This is a genomic window from Paenibacillus athensensis (assembly GCF_004514475.2).
In the GTDB taxonomy this organism is placed as follows: domain Bacteria; phylum Bacillota; class Bacilli; order Paenibacillales; family NBRC-103111; genus Paenibacillus_AL; species Paenibacillus_AL athensensis.
This window is the reverse complement of record NZ_MYFO02000001.1, coordinates 616,193-642,578: the sequence shown is the minus strand read 5'-3', so window position 1 is coordinate 642,578 and position 26,386 is coordinate 616,193. Positions and strand designations below refer to the sequence as shown.

General features: G+C 54.2%; 25 protein-coding genes. All 25 read left to right on the top strand.

Annotated features, from left to right (window positions below):
• The first annotated feature begins 48 nt into the window (after positions 1 to 48).
• The 25 genes from B5M42_RS02940 (at position 49) to infB (ending at position 26,381) form a co-directional block, all read left to right on the top strand.
• Positions 49 to 2,121, top strand: coding sequence for a chemotaxis protein CheA (locus B5M42_RS02940; RefSeq protein WP_134748453.1), 2,073 nt, complete (start codon positions 49 to 51; stop codon positions 2,119 to 2,121).
• Between the two features lie 27 nt (positions 2,122 to 2,148).
• Positions 2,149 to 2,610, top strand: a complete 462-nt coding sequence (locus B5M42_RS02935) for a chemotaxis protein CheW (protein WP_134748455.1) — start codon at positions 2,149 to 2,151, stop codon at positions 2,608 to 2,610.
• A gap of 37 nt (positions 2,611 to 2,647) precedes the next feature.
• Positions 2,648 to 3,235 carry a chemotaxis protein CheC gene (locus B5M42_RS02930; protein ID WP_268999062.1) on the top strand — a complete coding sequence of 196 codons (588 nt, stop codon included), beginning with the start codon at positions 2,648 to 2,650 and terminating at the stop codon, positions 3,233 to 3,235.
• Positions 3,232 to 3,726 (top strand): chemotaxis protein CheD, encoded by a 495-nt coding sequence (locus B5M42_RS02925; protein WP_134748459.1) that lies wholly within the window; start codon positions 3,232 to 3,234, stop codon positions 3,724 to 3,726. The genes B5M42_RS02930 and B5M42_RS02925 overlap by 4 nt, the downstream gene beginning before the upstream one ends.
• Positions 3,727 to 3,729: 3 nt before the next feature.
• Positions 3,730 to 4,164, top strand: a complete 435-nt coding sequence (locus tag B5M42_RS02920; protein WP_134748461.1) for a hypothetical protein — start codon at positions 3,730 to 3,732, stop codon at positions 4,162 to 4,164.
• Between the two features lie 19 nt (positions 4,165 to 4,183).
• Positions 4,184 to 4,972 carry a FliA/WhiG family RNA polymerase sigma factor gene (locus B5M42_RS02915; protein WP_134748463.1) on the top strand — a complete coding sequence of 263 codons (789 nt, stop codon included), beginning with the start codon at positions 4,184 to 4,186 and terminating at the stop codon, positions 4,970 to 4,972.
• A 30-nt stretch (positions 4,973 to 5,002) separates the two neighbouring features.
• Positions 5,003 to 6,412: a DUF342 domain-containing protein gene (locus B5M42_RS02910; RefSeq protein WP_134748465.1), complete on the top strand. Its 1,410-nt coding sequence runs from the start codon at positions 5,003 to 5,005 to the stop codon at positions 6,410 to 6,412.
• Positions 6,413 to 6,441: 29 nt separating this feature from the next.
• A complete protein-coding gene (locus B5M42_RS02905; protein ID WP_134748467.1) occupies positions 6,442 to 6,771 on the top strand; it encodes a hypothetical protein in 330 nt (109 codons plus the stop codon).
• 19 nt (positions 6,772 to 6,790) lie between these two features.
• A complete protein-coding gene (locus B5M42_RS02900) occupies positions 6,791 to 7,408 on the top strand; it encodes a DUF6115 domain-containing protein (RefSeq protein WP_134748469.1) in 618 nt (205 codons plus the stop codon).
• On the top strand, positions 7,401 to 7,898 hold the full coding sequence (locus tag B5M42_RS02895) for an MltG/YceG/YrrL family protein (protein WP_134748471.1): 498 nt from the start codon (positions 7,401 to 7,403) through the stop codon (positions 7,896 to 7,898). The genes B5M42_RS02900 and B5M42_RS02895 overlap by 8 nt, the downstream gene beginning before the upstream one ends.
• Before the next feature lie 249 nt (positions 7,899 to 8,147).
• Positions 8,148 to 8,846 (top strand): 30S ribosomal protein S2, encoded by a 699-nt coding sequence (gene rpsB, locus B5M42_RS02890; RefSeq protein WP_134748473.1) that lies wholly within the window; start codon positions 8,148 to 8,150, stop codon positions 8,844 to 8,846.
• A gap of 104 nt (positions 8,847 to 8,950) precedes the next feature.
• Complete coding sequence (gene tsf, locus B5M42_RS02885) at positions 8,951 to 9,601, top strand: translation elongation factor Ts (protein WP_134748475.1); 651 nt, start codon at positions 8,951 to 8,953, stop codon at positions 9,599 to 9,601.
• 96 nt (positions 9,602 to 9,697) lie between these two features.
• Positions 9,698 to 10,426 carry a UMP kinase gene (pyrH, locus tag B5M42_RS02880; protein WP_134748477.1) on the top strand — a complete coding sequence of 243 codons (729 nt, stop codon included), beginning with the start codon at positions 9,698 to 9,700 and terminating at the stop codon, positions 10,424 to 10,426.
• A 3-nt stretch (positions 10,427 to 10,429) separates the two neighbouring features.
• Entirely contained in the window at positions 10,430 to 10,984 is a 555-nt protein-coding gene (gene frr / locus B5M42_RS02875) for a ribosome recycling factor (protein ID WP_134748479.1), read from the top strand.
• 66 nt (positions 10,985 to 11,050) lie between these two features.
• On the top strand, positions 11,051 to 11,827 hold the full coding sequence (locus B5M42_RS02870; RefSeq protein WP_134748481.1) for an isoprenyl transferase: 777 nt from the start codon (positions 11,051 to 11,053) through the stop codon (positions 11,825 to 11,827).
• A gap of 16 nt (positions 11,828 to 11,843) precedes the next feature.
• The gene (locus B5M42_RS02865) at positions 11,844 to 12,641 is read left to right on the top strand and encodes a phosphatidate cytidylyltransferase (RefSeq protein ID WP_134748483.1); all 798 of its coding nucleotides are present in this window, start codon (positions 11,844 to 11,846) and stop codon (positions 12,639 to 12,641) included.
• Positions 12,642 to 12,677: 36 nt separating this feature from the next.
• The gene (locus tag B5M42_RS02860) at positions 12,678 to 13,835 is read left to right on the top strand and encodes a 1-deoxy-D-xylulose-5-phosphate reductoisomerase (RefSeq protein ID WP_134748485.1); all 1,158 of its coding nucleotides are present in this window, start codon (positions 12,678 to 12,680) and stop codon (positions 13,833 to 13,835) included.
• Between the two features lie 174 nt (positions 13,836 to 14,009).
• Entirely contained in the window at positions 14,010 to 15,269 is a 1,260-nt protein-coding gene (gene rseP, locus B5M42_RS02855; RefSeq protein WP_134748487.1) for an RIP metalloprotease RseP, read from the top strand.
• Between the two features lie 19 nt (positions 15,270 to 15,288).
• Positions 15,289 to 16,737: a proline--tRNA ligase gene (gene proS / locus B5M42_RS02850; RefSeq protein ID WP_134748489.1), complete on the top strand. Its 1,449-nt coding sequence runs from the start codon at positions 15,289 to 15,291 to the stop codon at positions 16,735 to 16,737.
• A 72-nt stretch (positions 16,738 to 16,809) separates the two neighbouring features.
• Positions 16,810 to 21,120 (top strand): PolC-type DNA polymerase III, encoded by a 4,311-nt coding sequence (locus B5M42_RS02845; protein ID WP_134748491.1) that lies wholly within the window; start codon positions 16,810 to 16,812, stop codon positions 21,118 to 21,120.
• Positions 21,121 to 21,310: 190 nt separating this feature from the next.
• Positions 21,311 to 21,775, top strand: coding sequence for a ribosome maturation factor RimP (gene rimP, locus B5M42_RS02840; RefSeq protein WP_329959237.1), 465 nt, complete (start codon positions 21,311 to 21,313; stop codon positions 21,773 to 21,775).
• 35 nt (positions 21,776 to 21,810) lie between these two features.
• On the top strand, positions 21,811 to 22,908 hold the full coding sequence (gene nusA / locus B5M42_RS02835; RefSeq protein WP_134748495.1) for a transcription termination factor NusA: 1,098 nt from the start codon (positions 21,811 to 21,813) through the stop codon (positions 22,906 to 22,908).
• Between the two features lie 33 nt (positions 22,909 to 22,941).
• The gene (gene rnpM, locus B5M42_RS02830; RefSeq protein WP_134748497.1) at positions 22,942 to 23,256 is read left to right on the top strand and encodes an RNase P modulator RnpM; all 315 of its coding nucleotides are present in this window, start codon (positions 22,942 to 22,944) and stop codon (positions 23,254 to 23,256) included.
• Complete coding sequence (locus B5M42_RS02825) at positions 23,246 to 23,569, top strand: L7Ae/L30e/S12e/Gadd45 family ribosomal protein (RefSeq protein ID WP_134748499.1); 324 nt, start codon at positions 23,246 to 23,248, stop codon at positions 23,567 to 23,569. Before rnpM ends, B5M42_RS02825 begins: the two co-directional genes overlap by 11 nt.
• Positions 23,559 to 26,381 (top strand): translation initiation factor IF-2, encoded by a 2,823-nt coding sequence (gene infB, locus B5M42_RS02820; protein ID WP_134748502.1) that lies wholly within the window; start codon positions 23,559 to 23,561, stop codon positions 26,379 to 26,381. Before B5M42_RS02825 ends, infB begins: the two co-directional genes overlap by 11 nt.
• The last annotated feature ends 5 nt before the right edge of the window (positions 26,382 to 26,386 follow it).

Below are 26,386 nucleotides of genomic sequence, written 5' to 3'. Positions count from 1 at the left end.
AACCGTGATAAGCAGGTTACATAACGACCCCTATGGAGGTGTATGGATTTGGAACTGAATCAATATTTATCCATGTTTATCGACGAATCCAAAGAGCATTTGCAGGCGATGAATGAGAACCTGCTGAGCCTGGAAAGCAATCCGCAGGATATTGCTATCGTTGCCAATATTTTTCGTTCGGCGCACACCTTGAAAGGCATGTCCGCCACGATGGGTTTTGAAGATATTGCCGCGCTTACGCATGAAATGGAAAACGTGCTTGATTTGGTGCGCAACAGCAAGCTGGCGATGAATCCGTTTATTTTTGATTGCGTGTTCAAAAGTCTCGATTCGCTCGAATCGATGGTCGAAGACATCATCCAGGGGGGCACCGGCAAAGCGGATGTGTCGCAAATTGTCGCTGCGCTGCGTTCGATTGTGACGGGCGATTACGAGAAGCCCGCCGCAGGTGCAGGCGCTGCTCCGGCAGCGGCGAAAAAAGAATCCGTCAAGGGCATTGAGGTTGACGAGTTCCAATATTCGATTTTGCAGCAGTCGATCGATTCCGGTTTTCACGTCTTTTATATTGAGGTTACGGTTCGCGAGGATTGCGTGCTGAAAGCGGCGCGCGCCTATATGGTTTTCGATCAGCTGTACCAGAACGGAGAAATCGTCAAATCGACGCCTTCGGTTCAAGAAATCGAGCAGGAGAAATTCGATCGCTCGTTTTCGGTCTATTACATCTCCCGGATCGATCAGGAATCGCTCGATAAGCTAATTGCCAGCGTATCCGAGATTCAGCCTCCGCTGATCATGGCTGTAGACAAAGCCTCGCTGGAGGAAATGACCCGCTCGAAGGCCGAAGCGGAAGCCGCTTCCGCTTCCAAGGAGATTGCCCCGGCGGCTCCTGCAGCTCCGGCTCCGGTTGCGGCGCCGAAAGCGGAGGCCGCAGCTCCGGCCCGTCCGGCTGCCGGCGGTGGAGCTCCGGTGGCCAACCGGACGATTCGCGTCGACATCGAGCGTCTTGATGCGTTGATGAACCTGTTCAGCGAGCTGCTGATCGACCGCGTCAGACTCGAGCAGCTGGCCAGCGAGGTCAAACGCAGTGAGCTGACGGAAACGGTCGAGCATATGTCGCGCGTCAGCAGCGATTTGCAAAATATCGTCTTGAAGCTGCGCATGGTGCCGGTGGACTCGGTATTCAACCGCTTCCCGCGGATGATTCGCGATTTGGCGAAGTCGCTCGACAAGAAGGTCGACTTGATCATTACCGGCGCGGAAACCGAGCTTGACCGCACCGTCATCGACGAAATTGGCGATCCGCTCGTCCATCTGCTGCGTAATGCGGTCGACCACGGCATTGAGCCGATTACCGACCGGATTGCTGCAGGTAAAAGCGAAACGGGCACGATTCATCTGCGCGCCTTTCACAGCGGCAACCACGTCTTTATCGAAATCGAAGAGGACGGCCGAGGCATCAACCGCGAGAAGGTGCTCAAGACAGCGCTCAAGAATAATCTGGTTACACCGGAGCAAGCAGCCAAGCTGAGCGATAACGAGGTATACCAGCTGCTGTTCGAATCGGGCTTCAGCACAGCGGATAAAATTTCGGATATCTCGGGCCGCGGCGTCGGGCTGGATGTCGTCAAAACGAAAATTCAAATGCTCGGCGGACACGTCCAGGTCGACTCCAAGCTGGGCCAGGGCAGTAAATTTTCGGTTCAGCTCCCGCTGACGCTGTCGATCATTTCGGCTATGCTGGTGAAGCTGGGCAGCGAGAAGTATGCGATTCCGCTCTCGTCCATTGTGGAAACGGCGGCTATCCAGCGCAGCCAAATCCGCAATATTCACGGCAACAAAATGATCGATTACCGCAAATCGGTTATTCCGCTCGTCTCGTTGAGCCACTTGTTCGACATTCCCGATTACAACGAAGACAATGAGGAAGAGACGGAAATTGTCGTCGTACGCAAAGGCGACAAGCAAGTTGCTCTCATGGTCGACGAGTTTATCGGTCAGCAGGAGATTGTCTTGAAGTCGCTGGGCAAATATTTAACCGGCATGTTCGCGATTTCCGGCGCGACGATTCTCGGGGACGGTCAAGTGGCCTTGATTATCGATCCGAACGCATTGATCAAGTAATCATTCCATTACCAGGAGGTATTTACGATGGGAGAAGAAAAAAAGGTAATCGTGTTCGCGCTGGGAACGGAAGAGTACGGCGTTGAAGTGGAGAAAGTCAGAACGATTGAAAGAATGCAACCTTTGACCCGCGTGCCCAAAGCCGCAGATTTCATTAAAGGCGTGATCAACCTCCGAGGCGTGGTCATTCCCATCATCGATCTGCGCGCGCGCTTTGGCCTCAGCCAAGCGGAATATACAGACGCTACGCGGATGATCATTGTGTCGCAAGGCGAATACGAGGTCGGCTTGATCGTCGATTCGGCCAACGACGTTATTGATCTGGATACCGATAACATCGACAACCCGCCGGAAATCGTCGGCGGCATCAAAGCCAAATATCTCGACGGCATTGCCCGGATCGGCGACGATCGGCTGCTCGTGCTGCTGAATCTGGAGCAGGTGCTTGAAAAGCACGAGATCCAACAATTGGAAAGAATCGAGGACTAGAATCGTGGACGTGTTCAAAAATCTCGAAGACTTCCAGATGGACGTCCTCAAGGAAGTAGGCAACATCGGCGCGGGGCATGCAGCTACCGCGCTGTCCACGCTTTTGGATAAGCCGATCGATATGCTCGTGCCCAAGGTGCGGATGATGCCGTTTGAAGAAATTTGCGAAAGCGTCGGCGGCGCCGAAACGGTCGTATTGGCGATTTTCCTGCGAGTGGAGGGCGATGCGCCCGGCAATATGTTTTTCATCCTGCATCTGGAGTCGGCGAAAAACATGCTGCACAATCTGGTGGGCCTGGAGATCGCGCACGACGAGGCGTATTCCGAGCTTGAGCTTTCGGCGCTCAATGAAATCGGCAACATCTTGGCCGGCTCTTATCTGTCTTCGCTGGCCGATTTTACCCGCCTGAACATGTCGCCGACCGTGCCGTCGCTGGCCATTGACATGGCCGGCGCGATTCTCAGCTTCGGCTTGCTGCAGTTCGGAGAAATGGGCGATCAGGCGCTGTTGATCGATACGAAGTTTTTGGAAGGGGAAAATGAAGTACAGGGGCATTTTTTCCTTATCCCCGATCCGGAATCGTTTGGTAAAATTTTCACAGCCCTGGGAGTAGAGGCTCCATGATTCAAGACAACCTGATCAAGGTCGGGATGGCTGATCTGAATGTCGCTCATATGACCGGCGTTCTAAAGACAACAGGACTCGGCTCTTGCGTAGGCGTCACCCTGTACGACAGCCGCGTGAAAGTCGCCGGGATGGCTCATGTCATGCTGCCCTCCTCGGAAATCGCCCGGGAAGGCTCGCTGAATATCGCCAAGTATGCAGACACGGCCATACCGGAGCTGATCAGCCGAATGGAGAAGCTTGGCGCACACGTCAGCCGCTTGGAAGCGAAGCTGGCCGGCGGCGCTCAGATGTTTGCATTTGCGGGAAATCATGATACGATGAGGATAGGACCTAGAAATGTAGAATCCTGTAAGGAAATGCTGAAAAAATACAATATTCCAGTTAAAGCTGAGGATACAGGCGCCAATTTCGGCCGCACCATCGAATTCGATTGCGAAACAGGGGTGCTGTCGATCCGCAGCGTACAACAAGGAGTCAAGGAATTATAAACCATGATAGGAACCTTGCGAATAAATGGGATCGTTGCCGCCCTGGCCGGACTGTTTACGTTTGCGCTTTCCGTAGGAAACAATTTATTTTTGACGACATGCTTGAAAAGCTTTTACAGCTTTGCCATCGTGTTCGTCCTGACGTTCGGGTTTAGATGGGTGATGGGTGCTGTGGCCGGTATGGACCGGGCCGCTGCCAATCCGGATAAAGCCGACGACGGAGCGGCACCGCATGTGGGCGGACAGCTTGACTTGGCGACGCCCGAAGATGATGAAGCTACACGCCAGATGCTCAAGCAGATGCCGGGTCAGGAAGACCCGCAAGCCGGCACCGGCGAAACCCAGTTTTCACCGCTGAATCCGCCCAAATTGGTCACCAAGAACAACCTGGACCCCGAACAACTCGCTGGTGCATTAAGGCGTCTGTCAGAAGATTAAGGATGGTGAAACGTAAGCCATGATCGAACAAAAGCAATCTCAATTGGCCCATCTCGAGCTCTGGAAGCAGTGGAAGGAGCAGGCTTGGTTGCCGGCCAAGCAGGCTTTGATCGAAGCGTATTTGCCACTGGTCGACTATGTATCCGGCCGTTTGGCTATCGGGCTGCCTAAGACAGTCTCTAGGGACGATCTGAGCAGCTACGGCGTAATGGGTTTGATTGACGCTGTCGAGAAGTTCGATTACGCACGCGGTCTGCAGTTCGAAACGTATGCATCATGGCGCATTCGCGGCGCGATTATCGACGGTCTTCGCCAAGGGGATTGGGTGCCGCGCTCTGTTCGCGAAAAAGCGAAGAAGATTGAGGACGCTTACCAGAAGCTCGAGCAGCATTATTTACGTTCGGTGACGGATGCGGAGATCAGCGAATATTTGCAGGTCAGCGAGCAGGATTTTCAGCATATGCTCCAGGATATCGCGATTACGACCATCTGTTCGATTGACGACCCGATCCGCGAGGAGGATTCAGAAACCCGGCTTTCCTTGCTCGTCGACGAAAAAGCGAAAAATCCTGAATACAAGGTCAATGAGTTTTTTCTGAAGGAATCCTTGGCCAAAGCGATTGAACGACTGACCGAAAAAGAGCGCACCGTCGTTTCCCTGTTTTATTACGAAGAGCTTTCCCTGAGCGAGATTGCGGAAGTGATGAATTTATCCCCTTCCCGTATTTCCCAATTGCATTCCAAGGCCATTCTCCGCTTAAAGGGCGTGCTGGGCCGTTTTAAAGTGCAGTTGTTTCAAGATACTTAAAGTTATGGGTCGCGAAAGGTGGTATGTCCAATGAATGAACGGAGCATGCCTTTGGATTATTACATCACGATTTCCTTATCTGACGACAAGCTGACGGCGTTTTTGCTGATCAGCAATGCCGATGAATCCTTCACCGTGCGTTTCGATCAGTTGGAAGACTTGCTGCGAGCCAATCAGATCGTGCATGGCGTCGATACGGCGCAGCTGGCGCTGATTGCGGCAGATCCAAAGCCCTATTTTTACCAAAAGATTGTTATAGCCACAGGCACGAGGCCCATTGATGGCCAAAACGGCTATATCCGTTATGTCTACGATTTGGAGAATGATACGAAAAAGCCGCTCGAGCTGGAAGACGGCACCGTGAACTATAAAGAAGTCATTTCTTTGAACAATGTGAAAAAAGGCCAACTGATCGGTCAGCGATTCCTAGCGACAGAAGGTACGCCGGGCCGCGCCGTTACCGGTGAAGTGCTGTATGCCAAATCCGGTAAGGAAGCCCGCTTTAAAATAGGCAAAAACGTCATTACCGATCCGGAGCAGATGGCGATGTATGCCGCAATGGACGGAATGGTCGTCAAAACGGACCGCGACAAGGTCAACGTGTTTCCGGTCTATGAAATTAACGGCAATGTCGATTACAATATCGGCAACATCGATTTTATCGGCACAGTCGTCGTGCGCGGCAACGTGCTGCCCGGCTTTAAGATTCGCGCATCCGGCGATATCCGCGTGACCGGCGGCGTCGAAGCGGCGGAACTGGAAGCTGAAGGCTCGATTGAGATTAGCGCAGGCATTGTCGGGCAAAATAAAGCGCATGTCAAAGCGGGAAAAAACGTGAAAAGCTCGTTTATTCAAGATGCGGTGGTAGAAGCGGGGGAAGAAATTACGGTTTCGCAAAGCATCATGCACTCCACAATTCGCGCAGGCCGCGCCGTCAACTGCAAAGGGACGAAGGGGTTGATTGTGGGAGGTACGGTGCAGGCAGGTGAGCGGGTGACGGCCCGGACGATCGGCAACGCAATGGCGACGACCACATCGATTGAAGTTGGCGTCGCGCCGGAGCTGCGCAACGAGATGATTCAGCTGAGAGGTCAGCTCAAGCTGAATATGGAGAACCTGGAGAAAACCGACAAGGCGCTGGCGCTGCTTGATCAGCTGGCCGCCATCGGACAGCTCGGGGCCGACAAGGTCGCCATGCGCATCAAGCTAAATCATACCCGCAAGCAAACCTTCGAGGAGCAAAGCGCCATCAAGGACCGTATTCTGGAAATTGAGAAATCGCTGGAAGAAACCGAGCGGGCGAAGGTCGAAGTGATCTCCGCCATCTATGGAGGAGCCAAAATCGTCATCGGCCGCTATACGAAATTTATCAAGGATCAAACGAGCCGCATGACATTTTATTTGAGTGAAGGCGATATCGCGATGTCTGCATACGTGTAAAACGAAATCGATGGAAGGGGATGTTCCCCATGAGTATGAAATCGGTTGATTTGCAGTTCGCTTTGCACAAAAACGATGAAGCGGGCTTGCGTCAAAATCAGCTGGCGCAAAAAATGCGTCAGGATGAAGCGTTGCTGGAGAACCAGGCCGTGCAGGAGACGGAGCGCGAAAGCCGGCGCAGCGCCAAGGTTGAGCAAAGCGGCGCTTCCGGCATACGCAGCGACGACAAGCCCAAACAAGATCAAAGAAACAACGGCAAGCCGCGCAAGGGGCGGGCTGAGGAGTCAGGCGCGCGGACAGCAACGGCGCAGGCCCCCGACCACCCTTACAAGGGGCATCATATCGACTTGTCGTTGTAATGAAAATAGGTGAAGCCGTATGACGATGCATCCCTGGATGTACGTGGTGCTGCTCGGTCTCGTGTTCCTCGTCTATGCACGGTTTTTGCCCAAGGCTCAGGCCGAAGTGGCCAAAACGAATGTCGTGCAGGAGATCGAAGAGACGATCGAGCATTTTGCCGCAGAGATGGACGAGCAAAATCAGGCGATTCTCGATTTGTTTTCTCGCACCAAAAGCGATTACGAGGTAGAGCTGGCCAAGCTGGCCGGCCGACTGGAATCGCTGGAGAAACAGAAGTCGGAGCTTTCGCACGAGTTGCAGAATATGCAGATCCGCCAGCAGATCAGTCTGCAGGCTCCCGCTGTACAGACGGGACTGCCCAAGGCAGAGGATTTGCCGGTCAAGCTGCAGGCCGTTGCAGCTGCCGCGCCGTCGCCCGCGGTTCAGCCGGAGGAGGTTCGCCCCGAGTCGGCGGCAGAAGTGCAGCCGCAGCCCGAATCATTTGCGTCGGGCATGAAGACGAGGTACGCCGAGCTGTTCCGCTTGCATGAACAAGGCAAAGGCGTGGAAATCATCGCCAAAAAGCTGGGGATGAACAAGGGCGAGGTCAATCTGATCCTTCAGTTGGCCAGACAGGAGGAACGCTCGCGTGTTTAAGAACAGAGCTTACGTCATGGGCCTTGGCGCCGGAATTATTAGTGGCGCCCTGCTGCTGCAGGTCATGACCGTGGCGCAAAGCCCTGCGCCGCAGCAGCCGACGTCCAGCTCCGCGCCGCTCGACGAACTGGATCCGCAGAAGCTGAAGGAACAAGCGGCCAAATACTTTCAGGTATTTGAGAAGGACGAGAAAGTGTATACGCAAGCCGATCTGGATAAGCTGCTGCAGGCAGAGAAGGACAAGCAAGCCGCAGCGACGCCGACCGCTCAAGAGCCGGTCAAGCGTACGATCGTCTATGTGCAGCCGGATTTGACCGCAACCAGCGTATCCGAGTTGCTGTACCGGGCCGGCATTATCGTTGATCGCAATGCGTTTGAGGATGAGCTGCGCAAGCAGGGAGCGACCAGCAAAATTCAGGTGGGCTATCACGTCTTTGAAGGGGCACCGGACGTACAGACGGTCATTGACAATTTGATTACGCGGCAATAAGAGCAGGCCCTCTTCGATCAAGATGGCCTGTTTTTCATTTCAGCGAGGCTGCGCAAATAGCGCGAAAGCCGCGATGCAAGCATGTTCGTCAAGGTGTTGCATACGTATGTGAGTTATGGTATATTTATTCTCGGTGTTAAAAACACACGCCAGTCAATTTGCATAATGGTGCTTGCGTAGCGCAAGTGTTGTGCAAAGATGCGACAGGCGGCGGAAAACACAAAACCACGTATAGAGGAGGAATTGGAGATGGCAGTCATTTCCATGAAACAGCTTCTGGAAGCTGGGGTACACTTCGGTCATCAAACGCGCCGTTGGAACCCGAAAATGGACAAATACATCTTCACAGAAAGAAACGGCATTTACATTATCGACCTGCAAAAAACGGTGAAAAAAGTTGAGGAAGCTTACAACTTTGTTAAATCCGTTGCAGAAGAAAATGGCACGATTCTTTTTGTAGGTACGAAAAAACAAGCGCAGGATTCCGTTGCGGAAGAAGCGGAACGTTGCGGTATGTACTATATCAACCAACGTTGGCTCGGCGGCACGCTGACCAACTTTCAAACGATCCAAAAACGGATCGACCGTTTGAAACAGCTGGAGAAATGGGAAGAAGACGGCACGTTCGAAGTGCTACCTAAAAAAGAAGTTATCATTCTCCGCAAAGAAAAAGACCGTCTGGAGAAATTCCTCGGCGGCATCAAGGGCATGAGAGGCCTGCCTAGCGCCCTGTTCGTGATCGATCCTCGCAAAGAGCGCATCGCTGTAGCGGAAGCTCGCAAGCTGGGTATCCCAATCGTAGGTATCGTTGATACGAACTGCGATCCGGACGAAATCGACTATGTGATTCCGGGCAACGACGACGCGATTCGCGCAGTGAAATTGCTGACTGCCAAAATCGCTGATGCTGTTATCGAAGCGCATCAAGGCGAACAAACGACAGCTTAACATGTGTGCATGGAGAAGGGTGGTTGGAAGGTGTAACAGCCTGTCACCACCCTTTTTTTAAAGAGTAGGGACAATTAAATTCCAATACGGGAGGTTTTTTCAAAATGGCAGTTACAGCAGCACAAGTCAAAGAATTGCGCGAAAAAACAGGCGCTGGTATGTTGGATTGCAAAAAAGCGCTGGAGGAAGCAAACGGTGATATCGCGAAAGCAGGCGAGCTGCTCCGCGAGAAAGGTTTGGCTGCTGCCGCTAACAAAGCAGGCCGCATCGCTACAGAAGGCGCTGTAGAATCGTACATCCATGCCGGCGGTAAAGTTGGCGTTCTGGTTGAGATCAACTGTGAAACCGACTTCGTAGGCAAAACCGATCAATTCAAATCGTTCTGCCGCGACATCGCGATGCATATCGCTGCAGCAAGCCCATCCTACGTTCGCCGCGACGAAGTTCCTGCAGAAGCGTTGGAGAAAGAAAAAGAAATTTTGCGCAACCAAGCGCTGAACGAAGGCAAACCGGAAAAAATCGTCGACAAGATGGTCGAAGGCCGGATCGGCAAATACTACGAAGAGTACTGCTTGATGGAGCAGCCTTTCGTGAAAGACCCTGACAAAACGATTGAGCAGCTGCTCAACGAAAAAATCGCCACAATTGGCGAAAACATTTCGATCCGTCGTTTCGTGCGTTTCGCGCTCGGCGAAGGACTTGAGAAGAAACAAGAAAACTTCGCTGAAGAAGTGATGTCTCAAGTAAAACTTTAATCATAGGCTAGACAGAAGAATGGAACACATCGTGTTCCTTCTTTTTTAGCCGCAAGACGGCAAGGGAGCGGTCAGGGAAACGGAGGTTTGTACAAGTTGGAGCAGCAGCCATATTATAAAAGAGTCATTTTGAAATTGAGCGGCGAAGCGTTGTCTGGGCAATTGGGCTACGGCATCGATTCGGAGGTCATTACGTCGATTGCCAATCAGGTGAAGGATGTCGTCGACTTGAAGGTCGAGGTGGCAGTCGTCGTTGGCGGCGGCAACATTTGGAGAGGCATCGCCGGCAGCGCCAAAGGCATCGATCGGGCGACAGCCGACTATATGGGCATGCTGGCAACGGTGATGAATTCACTGGCACTACAGGACGCATTGGAAACGATTGGCGTGCCGACGCGCGTGCAGTCGTCGATTACGATGCAGCAGGTGGCCGAGCCGTACATACGCCGCAGAGCGATTCGCCATTTAGAAAAAGGCCGCGTGGTCATTTTCGCCGCAGGCACCGGGAATCCGTATTTCTCCACGGATACAACAGCCGCGCTGCGCGCAGCGGAAATCGAAGCCGAAGTCATTTTGATGGCCAAAAATAAAGTTGACGGCGTGTATTCGGCGGACCCGTTCAAGGACCCGAATGCCGTCAAATACGAAAGCTTAACGTATCTGGATGTCATCAGCAACAATCTGGGCGTCATGGACTCCACCGCTTCTTCCCTTTGCATGGATAACAACATTCCGTTGGTGGTGTTTTCGATTACGGAGAAGGGGAATATCAAGCGCGTAGTTCTTGGCGAGAAAATCGGGACGACTGTAAGAGGGAGTGTGTAATTCATGCCGCAATCCGTTAAAAAGAACGCCGAAGACCGCATGGAGAAAGCGATTGGCGCATTGAAGCGCGACTTGTCCACGCTGCGCGCCGGCCGGGCGACGCCTGCGCTGCTGGACCGCATACAAGTGGAATATTACGGCGCAATGACGCCGGTGAACCAATTAGCCAATCTGAACACGCCGGATTCGCGAACACTGCTGATCCAGCCGTGGGACAAAAGCTCAATGGGCGCGATTGAAAAAGCGATCATGAAATCCGATCTCGGCTTGACGCCGACCAACGACGGTACGGTCATCCGCATCGTCATCCCGGCTTTGACCGAGGAACGCCGCGTCGAGTTGGTCAAGACGACCAAAAAATTTGGCGAAGAGGCCAAAGTAGCGATCCGCAACATTCGTCGCGACGCTAATGATGAAATCAAAAAGCTGGAAAAGTCGGGCATCTCGGAGGACGAGTCCCGTCGTCATCAAGACGATATCCAGAAGTTTACCGATAAATTTATTGCCGAAGTGGAAAAGGTACTTGCCGCAAAAGAAAAAGAAATTATGGAAGTATAAGTTAGAGCTAGCCCCCCGGGCATTCGCTGGGGGCTTTTCATCTTTTACGGAGATGGAGGAACGAGCATGCTCAAACCATTCAAGAAATGGCTCGGGGGCACTTCAGAGGAAGCGACTCGCTCCGGACTGTCCGGCATCGATTTGAACAACGTGCCGGAGCATGTGGCAATCATTATGGACGGCAATGGTCGCTGGGCCAGACAACGCGGCTTGCCGCGCGTAGCCGGCCACCATTCCGGTATGAAAAACGTCAAGAAAATTACAATGGCGGCCAACGGTCTGGGCATCAAGGCGCTGACCATGTACGCATTCTCAACGGAGAACTGGAAGCGACCCAAGGAAGAGGTTGAATTCCTGATGAAGCTTCCGCAGGAATTTTTTCCGCTGGAGATTAATGAGCTGATCGCGAACAACGTGCGCATACGCATGACTGGCTGGTCCGAAGGGCTGCCGGACTACACGCTGAATGCGATCGAAGATGCCATTGAGCGGACGAAGGAGAACGACGGTCTGATTCTCAATTTTGCGTTGAATTACGGCAGCCGCAAAGAAATGCTTTCCGGCGTGCAAGACATCATCCGGGATGTGCAGAGCGGGAAGCTGCAGGCGCAGGAGCTTACGGAAGAGAGGTTTTCCCAGTATCTGCTAACCTCTGATTTACCGGACCCGGATTTATTGATTCGCACGAGCGGCGAGCTGCGGATTAGCAATTTTTTGCTGTGGCAGCTGGCGTATTCCGAGCTGTGGTTTACGGAGGCGTATTGGCCGGAATTTACCGAGGAATTGTTTTATCAGGCGATTGCCGAATACCAGCGCAGAGCCAGAAGGTACGGAGGCGTCTAGTCGAGGAGGAATCAGGGTGAAGCAGCGGATCGTCACCGGAGTGATTGCCGGAATTGTTTTCTTAACTTTATTGATATTGGGCGGCTACAGCTATGCGGCGCTGATCGTGCTGCTGGCCATCGTCGGCTACGGCGAATACGTGCGTATGAACGGGTATTCCGCGCATAAGATTACAGCTGCGATTGGGCTCGTCGCCACGCTGCTGCTGGCAGTGCCCTGGTCGAGCTTCGGAATTCCGCTGCTGGAGAAGCTGGATACGGCGGCGCTGATTTGGATCGCCATGCTTGCGCTTCTGTTCATCACGGTCGCTTCCAAAAATGCAGTAACGATCGATAAAGCGGCTGTGCTGCTGCTGGGCATCGTATATATGGGCTTTGGTTTTCATTATATGATCGAGACGAGGCTTCCGGAGCACGGCTTGTTTTGGACAATGCTGGTATTCGTCTGCATTTGGGCGACCGATTCCGGCGCTTATTTCGTTGGCTCGCTGATTGGCAAACATCCGTTGTGGCCGCAAATCAGTCCCAAGAAATCCATCGAAGGCGCGTTGGGCGGCATTGTGATTTCCGTAGTCGCTGCCTGCGTGTTCGCTTGGAGCCAGCCGGAGCTGCTGACGTTTGGTCGCGCGGTTGGTTTTGGCGTGTTGATTGGCATTGTCGGGCAAATCGGCGATTTGATCCAGTCGGCCTACAAACGGGTGAAGGGGATCAAGGATACCGGAGCAATTTTGCCGGGACATGGCGGCGTGCTGGATCGCGTGGACAGCTGGCTGATCGTGTTTCCTTTTTTACATGTATTTGGCTTGCTTTCGTAATCAGATATACATATTGGCTGAAGGACGGTACAGGTTATGAGCAAACGCATCGCGATCCTTGGCTCGACCGGCTCGATTGGCACGCAAACGCTCGATGTCGTGCGTCATCATCCGGAGCAGTTTACGATTGAAGCGTTGGCCGGAGGTTATAACGTCGAGCTGCTGGCCCGGCAGATTGCCGAGTTTCGTCCCAAGCTGGCGGTTGTAGCGACGGCGGAAGCGGCCCGTGAGCTGGCTGCGCTGGTGTCCGCAGATACCAAGGTGCTGTGTGGCGAAGAAGGACTGCTGGAAGCGGCCGCTGGCACCGAAGCCCAGATCGTCGTCACGGCGCTGGTCGGCAGTCAGGGGCTGCGCCCTACGCTGGCTGCCATTGAAGCCGGCAAGCACATTGGCTTGGCGAATAAGGAAACGCTGGTAAGCGCGGGCGCGATTGTCACGGAAGCGGCTCGTCGCAAAGGCGTTGCTTTGCTGCCGATCGACAGCGAGCATTCGGCGATTTTTCAATGCCTGAATGGGGAAAATCGCGCCGAGATTAGCCGGATTACGCTGACAGCGTCGGGCGGCTCGTTTCGGGACAAAAGCCGGGCCGAGCTGGAAGGTGTGACCGTCGAGCAGGCGCTGGCCCATCCGAATTGGTCGATGGGGGCCAAAATTACGATCGATTCGGCGACGATGGTCAACAAAGGGCTTGAGGTGATTGAAGCTCATTGGCTGTTCGGACTGCCGTATGACCGCATCGAGGTGCTGATACACCCGGAAAGCGTCATCCATTCGTATGTGGAGTTCGCCGACAACAGTGTGATTGCGCAGCTCGGCAATCCCGATATGCGGATTCCGATTCAATATGCGCTGACGTATCCGCAGCGCTTGTCGACGCCGACGGCGCCGCTTGATCTAGCGGCGATCGGCAGGCTGCATTTTCGCGCGATGGATTTCGAACGGTTTCCCTGTCTGCGGCTGGCATATGCTTGCGGTCGGCAGGGAGGCACAGCGCCCACCGTATTCAATGCAGCGAACGAGGTGGCGGTGGCACGGTTTTTACGCGGCGAGATCGCATTTTTGCAAATTGAACGCATCATCGAAGAGGCGCTGGCGGCCCATCAAATGGTGTCCCGGCCTGCGCTGGAGGACATCCATGCCGCAGACGCCTGGGCGCGCGGCGTTGCCGCCGGACTGTCCGTTTCGAAGCTGTAAAGGGAGCCGTGGCCGGTCGATGCGGCTTCCGCTCCTTTTTCCTATCGGTAAGCGTCTAAACCTGTCTCCTTTGCCGTATACTTGTGCATGGAGGGATAGCTTGTATTCCGCCATTCAATAATGGTAATCTAAAAGCAGATTTCCTTGCGAAAGCTCAAAGGAGGAAGGTACGCATTGTCAGCAATTGAGATCGGACTGAAAGTGGTATTGTTGTTTTTTGTGCTGGTGACGATCCATGAGTGGGGGCATTTTTATTTCGCCAAACGGGCGGGCATTCTGGTCAGGGAGTTCGCCATTGGCTTCGGCCCCAAGCTGTTTTCATATAAAAAAGGGGAGACCCGCTATACGCTGCGGCTGTTGCCTATTGGCGGCTTCGTGCGCATGGCCGGAGAGGACCCGGAAATCGTGCAGGTCAACCCCGGACAGACGATTGCGGTACAGTTGAATCGGCAAGAGCAGGTGACCCATCTGTATTTGGATCAGCTGGACAGCCGGGCGCAGGCGATTGTCGGCGTGGTCGAGCAGATCGATTTGGAAAAAAAACTGCAGGTGAGCCTGGAGGTAGACGGGGAGCGGGCGACGTTTGCCGTGCATCCGCAGGCGCATATGGTTGCCAAGGGCAATGAAACGCAGATTGCGCCGTATAACCGGCAATTCGGCAGCAAATCGGTCGGACAGCGCTCCCTGGCGATTGTGATGGGGCCGGTGATGAATTTTCTGCTGGCGATTGCGCTGTTTTTTATTCTGGTGATTATTTCCGGTGTTTTGACCAACGTCAAGCTGGATCAGGTGAATGCCGACAAGGCCGGAGACAAAGCCGGTCTGAAGCCGGGCGATATTGTGATTTCCATTAATAATGAATTGATCGGCGACGACCGCAGCAAGCTGGTCACGCTGATTCAGCAGTCCGCAGGCAAAGAGATGACCTGGGTGGTTAACCGGAGCGGCAGTCCGCTGACGCTTCAAGTAACGCCGGAGGACGAGTCGGGAGCCGGCAAGCTGGGCATTGTCATTACCGGAGACCGGCGCAATGCTACGTTGTCCGAGGTGTTCAAGGGCACTTACGAGCAAGTCGTCGGCACGACGATTGGCATTATCAGCGGCTTGCAGAAGCTGGTTACGCTCAATTTCAAGCTGGACGATCTGGGCGGACCGTTGCGTACGGCACAGGTTTCGGTCGAGTTCGCGAAGATGGGCATGGATGCGCTGATCTCGTGGGCGGCTACGCTAAGCTTGTACCTCGGCATCTTCAACCTGCTGCCGATTCCGGCGCTGGACGGCAGCCGTCTGTTATTTATGGGCGTTGAGGCGCTGCGCGGCAAGCCGATTGATCCGAATCGCGAAAGCATGGTGCATTTTGTCGGCTTTGCTTTGCTGATGGTGCTGATGGTCGCGGTAACGTATAACGATATTTTACGCTTGATTAAAGGGTAGTTTATGTAGGAGGTCGCACATGTCGAACGATAAGCAGTTTGTCAAAGAAATTACCCCACAAGGGGAGGATTTCTCCCGTTGGTATATTGATACGATTAAGAAAGCGGACCTGATGAGCTATTCGCCGGTGCGGGGCTGCATCGTGTTCAAGCCGGACGGCTATGAGATCTGGGAGAACATCCAGCGCGAGCTGGACGCCCGCTTCAAGGCGACGGGCCATCGCAACGCGTATTTTCCGCTGTTTATTCCGGAGAGCTTTTTCCAAAAGGAGAAAGAGCACGTCGAAGGCTTTAATCCGGAGCTGCCTTGGGTCACGGAGGCGGGCGGCGAGAAGCTGGAGGAGCGTCTGGCGATTCGTCCGACCTCGGAAACGATGATTGGGCATATGTATGCCGAGTGGATCAATTCCTACCGCGATCTGCCGCTGCTGATCAACCAATGGGCCAATGTGGTCCGCTGGGAGAAAAAAACACAGCCGTTCCTGCGCACGAGCGAATTCTTGTGGCAGGAAGGCCATACGGCGCATGAGGATGAAGCGGATGCGCGCCGCGAGACGATGCAAATGCTGGAGGTGTACCGCGATTTTGCCGAAAATTTCCTGGCGATTCCGGTGATCGTCGGTCAGAAGACGCCGTCCGAGAAATTCGCTGGCGCAGTCGACACCTATTCCATTGAAGCGATGATGAAGGACGGCAAAGCCGTGCAAGCCGGCACGTCGCATTATTTGGGCACCAACTTCGCCGTGGCCTTCGATATCAAGTTCCTCGACCGGGAGAACCAGCATCAGTTTGCGCATACGACATCGTGGGGAGTGAGCACGCGGTTGATCGGCGCGTTGATCATGGTGCACGGCGACGACCGCGGCCTGGTGCTGCCGCCTAAGGTGGCTCCTACCCAGGTCGTATTGATCCCGATCGGACCGCCCAAGACGAGAGAGCAAGTTGTCGGACGGGTGGACGAGCTGTTTGCACAGCTCAAGGCCGCAGGGGTCCGCGCCAAAGTGGACGACCGGACGGACCAAAGCCCGGGCTGGAAGTTTAACGAATACGAAATGCGCGGTGTGCCGATTCGCGTTGAGCTCGGACCACGCGACATGGAGAACGGTCAGGTCGTGCTCGTATCACGGGTCAGCGGTGAAAAGAAAAGCGTAGCGCAAGCCGATTTCGTGCAAGAAGTGCAAAAGATGCTTGCCGAGATTCATCAGCAGATGTATGATAAAGCGAAGCAGTTCCGCGACGAGCGGCTGGCTGCTGTCGATACGCTGGACGAGTTCAAGACGTTCCTCGAAGGCAAGCGCGGTTTTGCGCTGGCCGGCTGGTGCGGCTCGGACGCTTGCGAAGCGCAGGTGAAGGAAGAGACGGGGGCGACCAGCCGGAACATTCCGTTCTCGCCGTCCGAAACGAAGCCGACGTGCTTCGTGTGCGGAGAAACCGCCAAACATACGGTTGTTTACGGCCGAAGCTATTAATAGATACTAAACTCAGGGCAAACGGAACGCTTCATCTCCTTTGCCCTTCGTATTTTTGCAAGGAGGTTGGGCATGAGCAGTTTGTCAGACAAACGACAGCGCTTCGAGCTGCTGATGAAGCAAGCGGACATTGCGGACCATGTCGTGCAGACCTATTTCGCGCAAGGGCACATCGAACGGGTGGAGTGCAGCCGGAAAAATCGCGAGTGGACGTTCCATCTGGTGAATCCCGCGCTGGTGCCGCTTGCGGTGTACCGCGACCTGTGCCGGACGATTCAGGAAAAGTTCGCGCATATCGCCAAAATCCGCTTTATGTGGCATTACGAGCAAGCGGCGCCGGAGGCGCTTGTCACCGAGTATTGGAGCTTGTTCATTGAATGGCTGCAGCGGGAAGCGGCTACGGTTAACGGCTGGATGACCAAGGCGCGAGCGGAAGTGAAGGACCACACGCTGACGCTGGTGATGCTCGATCAGATCGGGCTGGAGCTGGCGAAGCGGAAAAATATCGACCAGTTCGTACGCACTTTTTTTCATACTTATTTTAAAACCGAGTTGTCGGTCAAATTTGCCGTAGGCGAATCCAGCGAGGTGGAAGCGGCCTACGAAAGCTTCGCCAAGAAGATCGAGCAGGAAGAGAAAACCGTTACACAGGAAATCATGATGTCGATCGAGCAGGAGGAAGAAGCATCTGCGCTGCCGGAAGCGGAGCTGAGGCTGATGGTGGGCTATGAAATCAAGGAGCCTGCCGTACCGTTGCAAAACATCCAGGAGGAAGAGAAAAAGGTGACGGTGCAAGGCACTGTTTTCGGCCTCGATGTGAAGGAATTGCGCAACGGCAGCACGCTGTTTACGTTTAATCTGACCGATTTCACCGATTCGATTGCCGTGAAGGTGTTTGGCAAGTCGAAGGAAGACGTCAAGGTGCTTGGCCTGCTCAATAACGGCACGTGGATCAAGGCGCGCGGCAAGGTGGAATACGACAGGTTCATGCAGGTTCCCGAACTGGTCATGATTCCTAACGATATCAACGAGGTGGCTGCTCCGCGCGAGCGGATGGACGACGCCGAAGAGAAGCGGGTCGAATTCCATTTGCATACGGCGATGAGCACGATGGACGGACTGCCGCCGGTCGATCAATACATCAAGCTGGCCGCGAAGTGGGGACACAAAGCGATTGCGATTACCGACCACAGCAATATTCAATGCTACCCGGAAGCGGGCAAAGCCGCCAAAAAACACGGCATCAAGGTCATCTATGGCCTGGAAGCCAACGTGGTCAACGATTCGGTACCGATTGTGATGAATCCGCTCGATCTGGATTTGAAGGCTGCGGAATATGTCGTTTTTGATATCGAGACAACGGGGTTGTCGGTGACAAATAACAAAATCATCGAGCTGGCGGGCGTCAAAATGCAGCTGGGCAAGGAGATCGGCCGATTCTCCACCTTTATTAATCCGCATGAACGCATTCCTTATAATATCCAACAGCTGACCAATATTAATGACGATATGGTCAAAGACGCTCCCGAGCTAGCCGAGCAGCTGCCCAAGTTCATCGAATTCGTCGGCGACGCCGTACTCGTCGCTCATAATGCCCGCTTCGATATGGGCTTTATCCAAGCGAATCTCAAGCAATTGGGCATGCCGGAGCTGGGCAATGCCGTGCTCGACACGCTGGAGCTGGCGCGCCTGTTGTTCCCGTCGATGAAAAATCACCGTCTGAACACGTTGTCCGACAAGTTCAAGGTCAGTCTCGACAATCATCACCGGGCGATTGACGACTCGATTGCGCTCGGACATGTGCTGTTCCATCTGATTAATGAAGCGTATGACCGTCACATGCACTCGCTGGCCCGACTGAACGATTATGTGGGCAAGGATTTAAGCAATCAGCGGCCATTCCACTGCTGTATCTATGCGCTCGACGACGTGGGCAAAAAGAATCTGTTCAAGCTGATTTCGCTTTCGCACACCGAATACTTCCACCGCGTCGCCTGCATTCCGAAAAGCAAGCTGGTCGAGCTTCGCGCAGGGCTGCTAATTGCTTCCGGCTGCGAACGCGGCGAGTTTTACGAAGCTGTGCTCAACAAATCGCTGGAGGAGGCCGAGCAGGTCGCCCATTTCTATGACGTGCTGGAAATTCAGCCGGTCAGCTACAACTTGCACCTGGTGGACCGCGGTTTGGTCGCAAGCCGTGCCGATCTGGAAAATGCCGTACGCCGGATTATCGAGATCGGCGACAAGCTGGGCAAGCCGGTCATCGCAACGGGCAACGCTCATTACTTGCATCCGCGCGACAAGCTGTGCCGGGACATTACGATTCACGGCATTACCGGCTTTAGCCCGCTCAAGGATATGAAAAAGCCGGACGCGCATTTCCGCACGACCAAGGAGATGCTGGCCGAATTTCAGTTCCTTGGCGACGAGCGGGCTCACGAGGTCGTCGTGCGCAATCCCAACGAGCTGGCCGATCGCTTTGCGGCGATCCAGTTGTTCCCGGACAAGCTGTTTACGCCGATCATTGAAGGGGCCGACGACGAAATTCGCAATACCTGCTACGAGACGGCCAAATCGATCTATGGCGATGAGCTGCCGGAGGTTGTGACGGCGCGGCTGGAAAAAGAGCTGGTGCCGATTATCAAATACGGTTTCTCGGCCAACTATTTGATCTCCGAACGGCTGGTCAAGAAATCGAATGAAGACGGCTATCTCGTCGGCTCGCGGGGTTCGGTCGGCTCATCGGTCGTGGCGATGATGCTTGGTATTTCCGAGGTCAATCCGCTTCCGCCGCACTATATTTGCTATTCCTGCAAATTCAGTGAGTGGTTTACCGACGGCAGCGTACCGAGCGGCTTCGACTTGCCGAACAAGGAATGCCCGCGCTGCGGCGGACCGCTCAAGGGCGACGGTCACGACATTCCGTTCGAGACGTTCCTTGGCTTCAAGGGCGATAAGGTTCCCGATATCGACTTGAATTTCTCCGGCGAATATCAGCCGGTAGCGCATAACTACACGAAGGTGCTGTTCGGTGAGAAAAACGTATTTCGCGCCGGCACGATCGGTACGGTCGCTGAGAAAACCGCCTTCGGCTTCGTAAAGAAATTTGAGGAAGAAAACGGTCACAAGTGGCGCGGCGCCGAGGTGAATCGTTTGGCAGCAGGCTGCACGGGCGTCAAGCGAAGCACCGGCCAGCATCCCGGCGGGATTGTCGTTGTGCCCGACTATATCGAAGTAGACGACATTACGCCGGTGCAGTATCCGGCCGACGATACGAGCGCAGACTGGAAGACGACGCATTTCGATTATCACGCTTTCGACGCCAACCTGCTCAAGCTTGATATTCTCGGACACGACGATCCGACGATGATGCGGATGCTGCAGGATTTGACGGGGATTGATCCGACGACGATTCCGATGAACGATCCCAAGGTGATGAGCATTTTCCACTCGACTTCGGCGCTGGGCGTCGCTCCCGACAAAATTCGCTCGCCTGTCGCTACCTACGGCGTGCCGGAGATGGGCACCAAATTCGTCCGTCAAATGCTGCAGGAAACACAGCCGAGCTCCTTTGCCGACTTGCTGCAAATTTCCGGTCTTTCGCACGGAACCGGCGTCTGGCTGGGCAATGCGCAGGAACTGATCAAAAAAGGCATCTGCAACATCAAGACCGTGATCGGCTGTCGCGACGACATCATGCTGTACCTGATCTACAAAGCGGGCATGGATGCCGGCCTGGCCTTCAAGATCACGGAAAGCGTGCGGAAGGGCAAAGGCTTGACGGACGAGTGGAAGGAAGAAATGAAGCGCTGCAACGTGCCGGCCTGGTACATCGATTCCTGCGAAAAGATCGAGTACATGTTTCCGAAGGCGCATGCAGCCGCTTACGTTATTTCCGCCGTACGAACCGCCTATTTCAAGGTCTATCATCCGATTGCGTATTATGCGACTTATTTCAGCGTGCGCGCGACCGATTTCGATCTGGAGCTGCTTTGTCAGGGCTACGACGCGATCCTCAAGCGGCTAATCGAGATTGAGGAGAAGGGCTTCCAGGCGCTGCCCAAGGAAAAAGCGATGATTTCGATTCTCGAAATGGCGCTGGAAATGACGGCGCGCGGCTTCAGCTTCAAGCCGATCGACTTGTACCGCTCCGATGCGACGCGCTTTCTCATTGAAGGCGACTCGCTCATTCCGCCGTTTGCTGCGATGCAGGGCATCGGCGAAAGTGCAGCGAAAAATATTGCTGCGGCCAAGGAAGCCGGAGACTTCCTTTCTATTGAAGATTTCCAGAATCGTTCCAAGGCGTCGAAGACGATTGTCGAGCTTTTGGCTTCGATGGGCTGCTTCCGCGGTTTGCCCGAATCCAACCAGCTATCGCTGTTTTAGCGCGATTTTGCATGGAAATCAAGGAAATTATCAGTTGAAAAGCTGACATGATATATGGTATAATTTTTTTGGCAATAATGAGGATATCATCTTGTGAACTAAGAGTGGGGAAACCCACTCTTTACATTTTGATATGGGGTTTTTGGCCATACGATCGGCGGAAGCATTCACTAGGAGGGCGGAACAAACCGTGGTTACGCAAGCGCACATCAAATCCATTGTCGAGCAAATGCTGAATGAATTCATGGAGCAAAATGGGTTTGAGCTCGTGGATATCGAATATGTGAAAGAAGGCAGCAACTGGTTCCTGCGCGTTTATGCAGATAAAGAAGGCGGGATTGATATAGACGATTGCGGCCGGATCAGCGAATTTTTGAGCGTGCAGCTCGATGAGAAGGATCCGATTTCCGAAGCTTATTTCCTTGAGGTATCCTCGCCGGGCGCGGAGCGTCCGCTCAAAAAGCCGCAGGATTTCGAAAAAGCGACGGGCAGCAACGTATTCATCACGACGTACGAGTCGATTGACGGCGCGAAGGAATTCGAGGGGCAGCTCGTTTCTTTCGACGGACAGGAGCTTGTCGTGCAAGCAGGTAAAAAATCGAGCACGATTGCGCTTGCCAAAGTTGCCAGCGCCAGACTGGCCATCATTTTTTAATTGCCGTACCAATCGAAAGGGGGAACTCGGTTCAAATGAACATGGATTTTATCGAAGCGCTGTCGGAGATCGAGCGTGAAAAGGGCATTTCCAAGGAATTGCTGATCGATGCGATCGAAGCGGCGATGATTTCCAGCTACAAACGCAACTTCAACACGGCCCAAAACGTCCGCGTCGATATTAACCGCCAGACGGGTTTGATTAAGGTATATGCGCGCAAGACGGTTGTGGAGGAAGTGCTTGATCCGCGGATGGAGATTTCGCTCCACGCAGCGCGGGAAATGAATCAGAATTATCAGCTTGACGATATCGTCGAAATTGAAGTGACGCCGCGCGATTTCGGCCGGATCGCCGCACAGACGGCCAAGCAGGTCGTGACACAGCGGATTCGCGAAGCCGAGCGCGGACTCATCTACAATGCTTTTATCGATAAGGAAGAAGATATCGTTACCGGCATCTTGCAGCGTCAGGATCAGCGCAATATTTTTGTCGACTTGGGCAAGGTGGAAGCGGTGCTGCCGTTGACCGAGCTGATGCCAACCGACAAGTTCAAGCAGGGAGACCGCGTCAAGGCGTACATCACGAAGGTCGAGAACACGACGAAGGGGCCACAGATCATTTTGTCGCGTACGCATCCCGGCCTCCTGAAGCGCCTTTTTGAGCTTGAAGTGCCGGAAATTTTTGACGGCGTGGTCGAAATTCGTTCTGTGGCGCGCGAAGCGGGCTTCCGCTCGAAGATCGCCGTGCATTCCCGTAACGCCGAGGTCGATCCGGTAGGCTCTTGCGTAGGTCCTAAGGGCATGCGCGTTCAGACCATCGTGAGCGAGCTGCGGGGCGAGAAGATCGATATCGTCCGCTGGATGGAAAGCGTCGAGGACTATGTTGCCAATGCGCTCAGCCCTTCGAAGGTGCTGGAGGTGCAGGTACACGAAAATGAGAAGATGGCACGCGTTATCGTACCGGATTACCAGCTGTCGCTGGCGATTGGCATCAAGGGCCAGAACGCTCGTCTGGCCGCCAAGCTGACCGGCTGGAAAATCGATATCAAAAGCGAAACGCAAGCGGAGCAGGAATTCGGAAGACCTAGAACGTACTCCGAAGAGATGCATCAGGACTCCGTCAGTATCGACTAGGATATCCAAGCTGGGAACAAGGGGTGAGCGGACATGAAGCAAAAGAAGATCCCTCTGCGCAAATGCGTTGCTTGTCAGGAGATGATGCCCAAGAGGGAGCTAATCCGCGTTGTCAGAACGCCTGAGGATGAAATCCTGATCGACCTGAAAGGGAAAAAATCCGGGCGCGGCGCTTACCTGTGTGGCAAGCTCATCTGCTTTAAGCTGGCCAAGAAAAGCAAGGCGCTGGACAGAGCCCTCGGCCGTCCCGTCAGCTCGGATATTTACGATCAGCTTGAGCAGGATTTCATTCGGGTCGAAGACGAGTTCATCTCTGCGAAAGAGGAGATGGCGGAGGATGGACAATAAATTCAAGTCCCATCTGGGACTGGCGATGCGGGCGGGCAAGCTTGTCACCGGCGACGAAGGCGTGCTGAAGGCGATTCGCTCCGGCGAAGCCCAGCTGGTCATTCTAGCTGCGGACGCCTCCGAAAACGCCCGCAAGAAGTATCGGGACAAGTGCTCGTTTTACGGCGTCGAGCTAATGGAAGCGGGCACGAAGGCTGAATTGGGCAGCAGTATCGGCAAAGAATTGCGAGTCATCGTTGGCGTACTGGACAAAGGCTTCGCGCAGATGCTGCGCCAGGCAAACCCTCCGGAGGTGAAGAAGTTTGACGAATAATCAGGACAATAAAGATAAAGATAAACTTCGCGTTTACGAATATGCCAAGTCGTTGAACATGAGCAGCAAGGAAATTATCACCATTTTGAAGCGTTTGAACATCCCGGTTAACAACCACATGAGCGTTATGGAGAATGAAGCGGTAAGCAGTGTGGAAAAATTTTTTCGCGATATTAAAGCGAATGCAGCCGCCAAGCGCGCGGCTACGGACGGAGGACAAGTGAGTTCATCTACGACGAATCAGAAACCAACAGGCGGTCAGCAGCAATCCGAAGCGAAAGCTTCCGGCGGTTCCGCAACGCGACCAGCATCCCAGCAAGGCGGGGGACAGGCGTCGCGCTCTTCGCAGCAAGGCGGCGGCAATCCGCGGCAAGGGTCTCAACAAGGCGGAACTCGACGTTCCGACGATCAATATGTAGCAAGCCGGCCGGCTCAACAGCGCGACCAGCGCTCCGGTCAGGGACAGGGCGGCGGTCAAGGTCCGCGCTCGAATGATCAACGCAGCGGCGCTCCGCGCTCCGGCGATTCGCGTCCGCCGTATCGGCAAGGCGGCCAAGGTCAAGGCCAAGGCCAAGGCGGCAATCGCCCTCCAGGCCAGGGCGGCGGCAATCGTCCGGCCGGTCAGGGTCAAGGCCAGGGCGGCGGTCAAAATCGCAGCGGCGGCAACTTCAGTAGCGGCGGCCAGCGCTCGGGGCAAGCTCCGGCGGCATCGGCACCAAGCGGCGGCGGCGGTCGTACAGGCGGCGGTCAGAACCGCAGCTCCGACTTCAACAACCGTTCCTCGCAGCACCGCAGCTCGCATCAAAGCGGACGTCCGGTCGTGCAGGAAGTGAAGCCGCAATTCCACGTCGGCGCCTCGGCGCAGGAGATTGACGAAGCGGCAGCGAAAGCTGGCGTCAAAACGACCAAGAAAACGAAACCGACGCCTAAGCGGTTCGACGATAACAAACCGGGCGCAGGCAGAGGGCCAGGCGGCAACAATCGCGGCGGCAACAATCGCGGCAACAACCGTGGACGCTATCAGCAGCAACCGATGGTCAAAAAAGAAAAAATCGACAACACGCCAAAGAAAATTATCGTGCGCGGCACGATGACGGTAGGCGAAGTTGCCAAGCTTTTGCATAAAGACGCTTCCGAGGTCATCAAAAAGCTGTTGTTCCTCGGTGTGATGGCTACAATCAACCAAGAGCTTGATCTCGACTCGATCCAACTGATCTCCAGCGAATTCGGCGTCGAAGTGGAAATCAAAATCAAAGTCGAAGAAGACCGTTTTGAAACGATGGAAGAAATCGATGACGAAGCGGATCTGCTCGAGCGTCCTCCGGTTGTAACGATCATGGGTCACGTCGACCACGGTAAAACAACGCTGCTCGACGCCATTCGCCATACGAACGTTACGGAAGGCGAAGCCGGCGGTATCACGCAGCATATCGGCGCTTATCAGGTGGAAGTCAACCATAAGAAAATTACGTTCCTCGATACGCCGGGCCACGAAGCGTTCACAACAATGCGTGCCCGCGGCGCACAGGTCACCGACATTACGATCATCGTCGTTGCAGCCGATGACGGCGTGATGCCGCAAACGGTGGAAGCGATCAGCCATGCCAAAGCGGCCGGCTGTCCGATCATCGTCGCTGTGAACAAAATCGACAAGCCGGGCGCAGAACCGGACAAAATCAAGCAGGCGTTGACCACTTACGAGCTGGTGCCAGAAGAGTGGGGCGGCGACACGATTTTCTGCGAAATTTCCGCGAAGCAGCGCATCGGTCTGGAAAACCTGCTGGAAATGATTTTGCTCGTAGCCGAGGTTCAGGAGTACAAAGCGAATCCGAATAAACGGGCGAGAGGTACGGTTATCGAAGCCGAGCTTGATAAAGGCCGCGGTCCGGTAGCACGCATTCTCATCCAGCACGGTACGTTGAAGGTCGGCGACAGCTTCGTAGCCGGCGTATGCTTTGGTCGCGTCAGAGCGATGGTTAACGACAAAGGCAAACGCCTCAAGGAAGCGGGACCGTCGACACCGGTCGAAATTACCGGCTTGACCGAAGTTCCGCAAGCAGGCGATCCGTTCCTCGCTTACGAAGACGAGCGCAAAGCCAGAGACATCGCCGAGAAGCGGGCAATCTCGCTCCGTCAATCGGAAATGGGCGCTAACGCGCGCGTTACGCTGGACGATCTGTATAAACATATCAAAGACGGCGAGATTAAAGATCTGAACGTCATCATCAAAGGCGACGTACAGGGCTCCGTTGAAGCGCTGAAAGGCTCGCTGGAAAAAATCGAAGTCGAAGGCGCACGCGTCAAAATCATTCATAACGGTGTCGGCGCTATTACCGAATCCGATATTATTTTGGCCTCGGCTTCCAACGCGATCATCATTGGCTTTAACGTTCGTCCGGAGCCGGCTGCGATGGCGACGGCCGATCAAGAGAAAGTCGATATTCGCTTGCACCGCATCATTTACAACGTCATCGAGGAAATCGAGCAGGCGATGAAGGGCATGCTGGATCCGATTTTCAAGGAAACCATCATTGGCCGCGCCGAAGTGCGTAACGTGTTCAAGATTACAGGCGCTGGCGTCATCGCCGGTTGTATGATTGTGAACGGTAAAATTTCCCGCAACGCCGAAGCGCGTCTGATTCGCGGCGGCATTGTCGTGCACGAAGGCAAGGTCGATTCCCTGAAACGATTCAAGGACGACGTCAAGGAAGTGGCTCAAGGCTACGAATGTGGTATATCTCTGGAGCGTTATAATGATATTAAAGAAGGGGACGTTATCGAAGCCTTCATCATGGAAACCGTTGAGAGGTGATCACA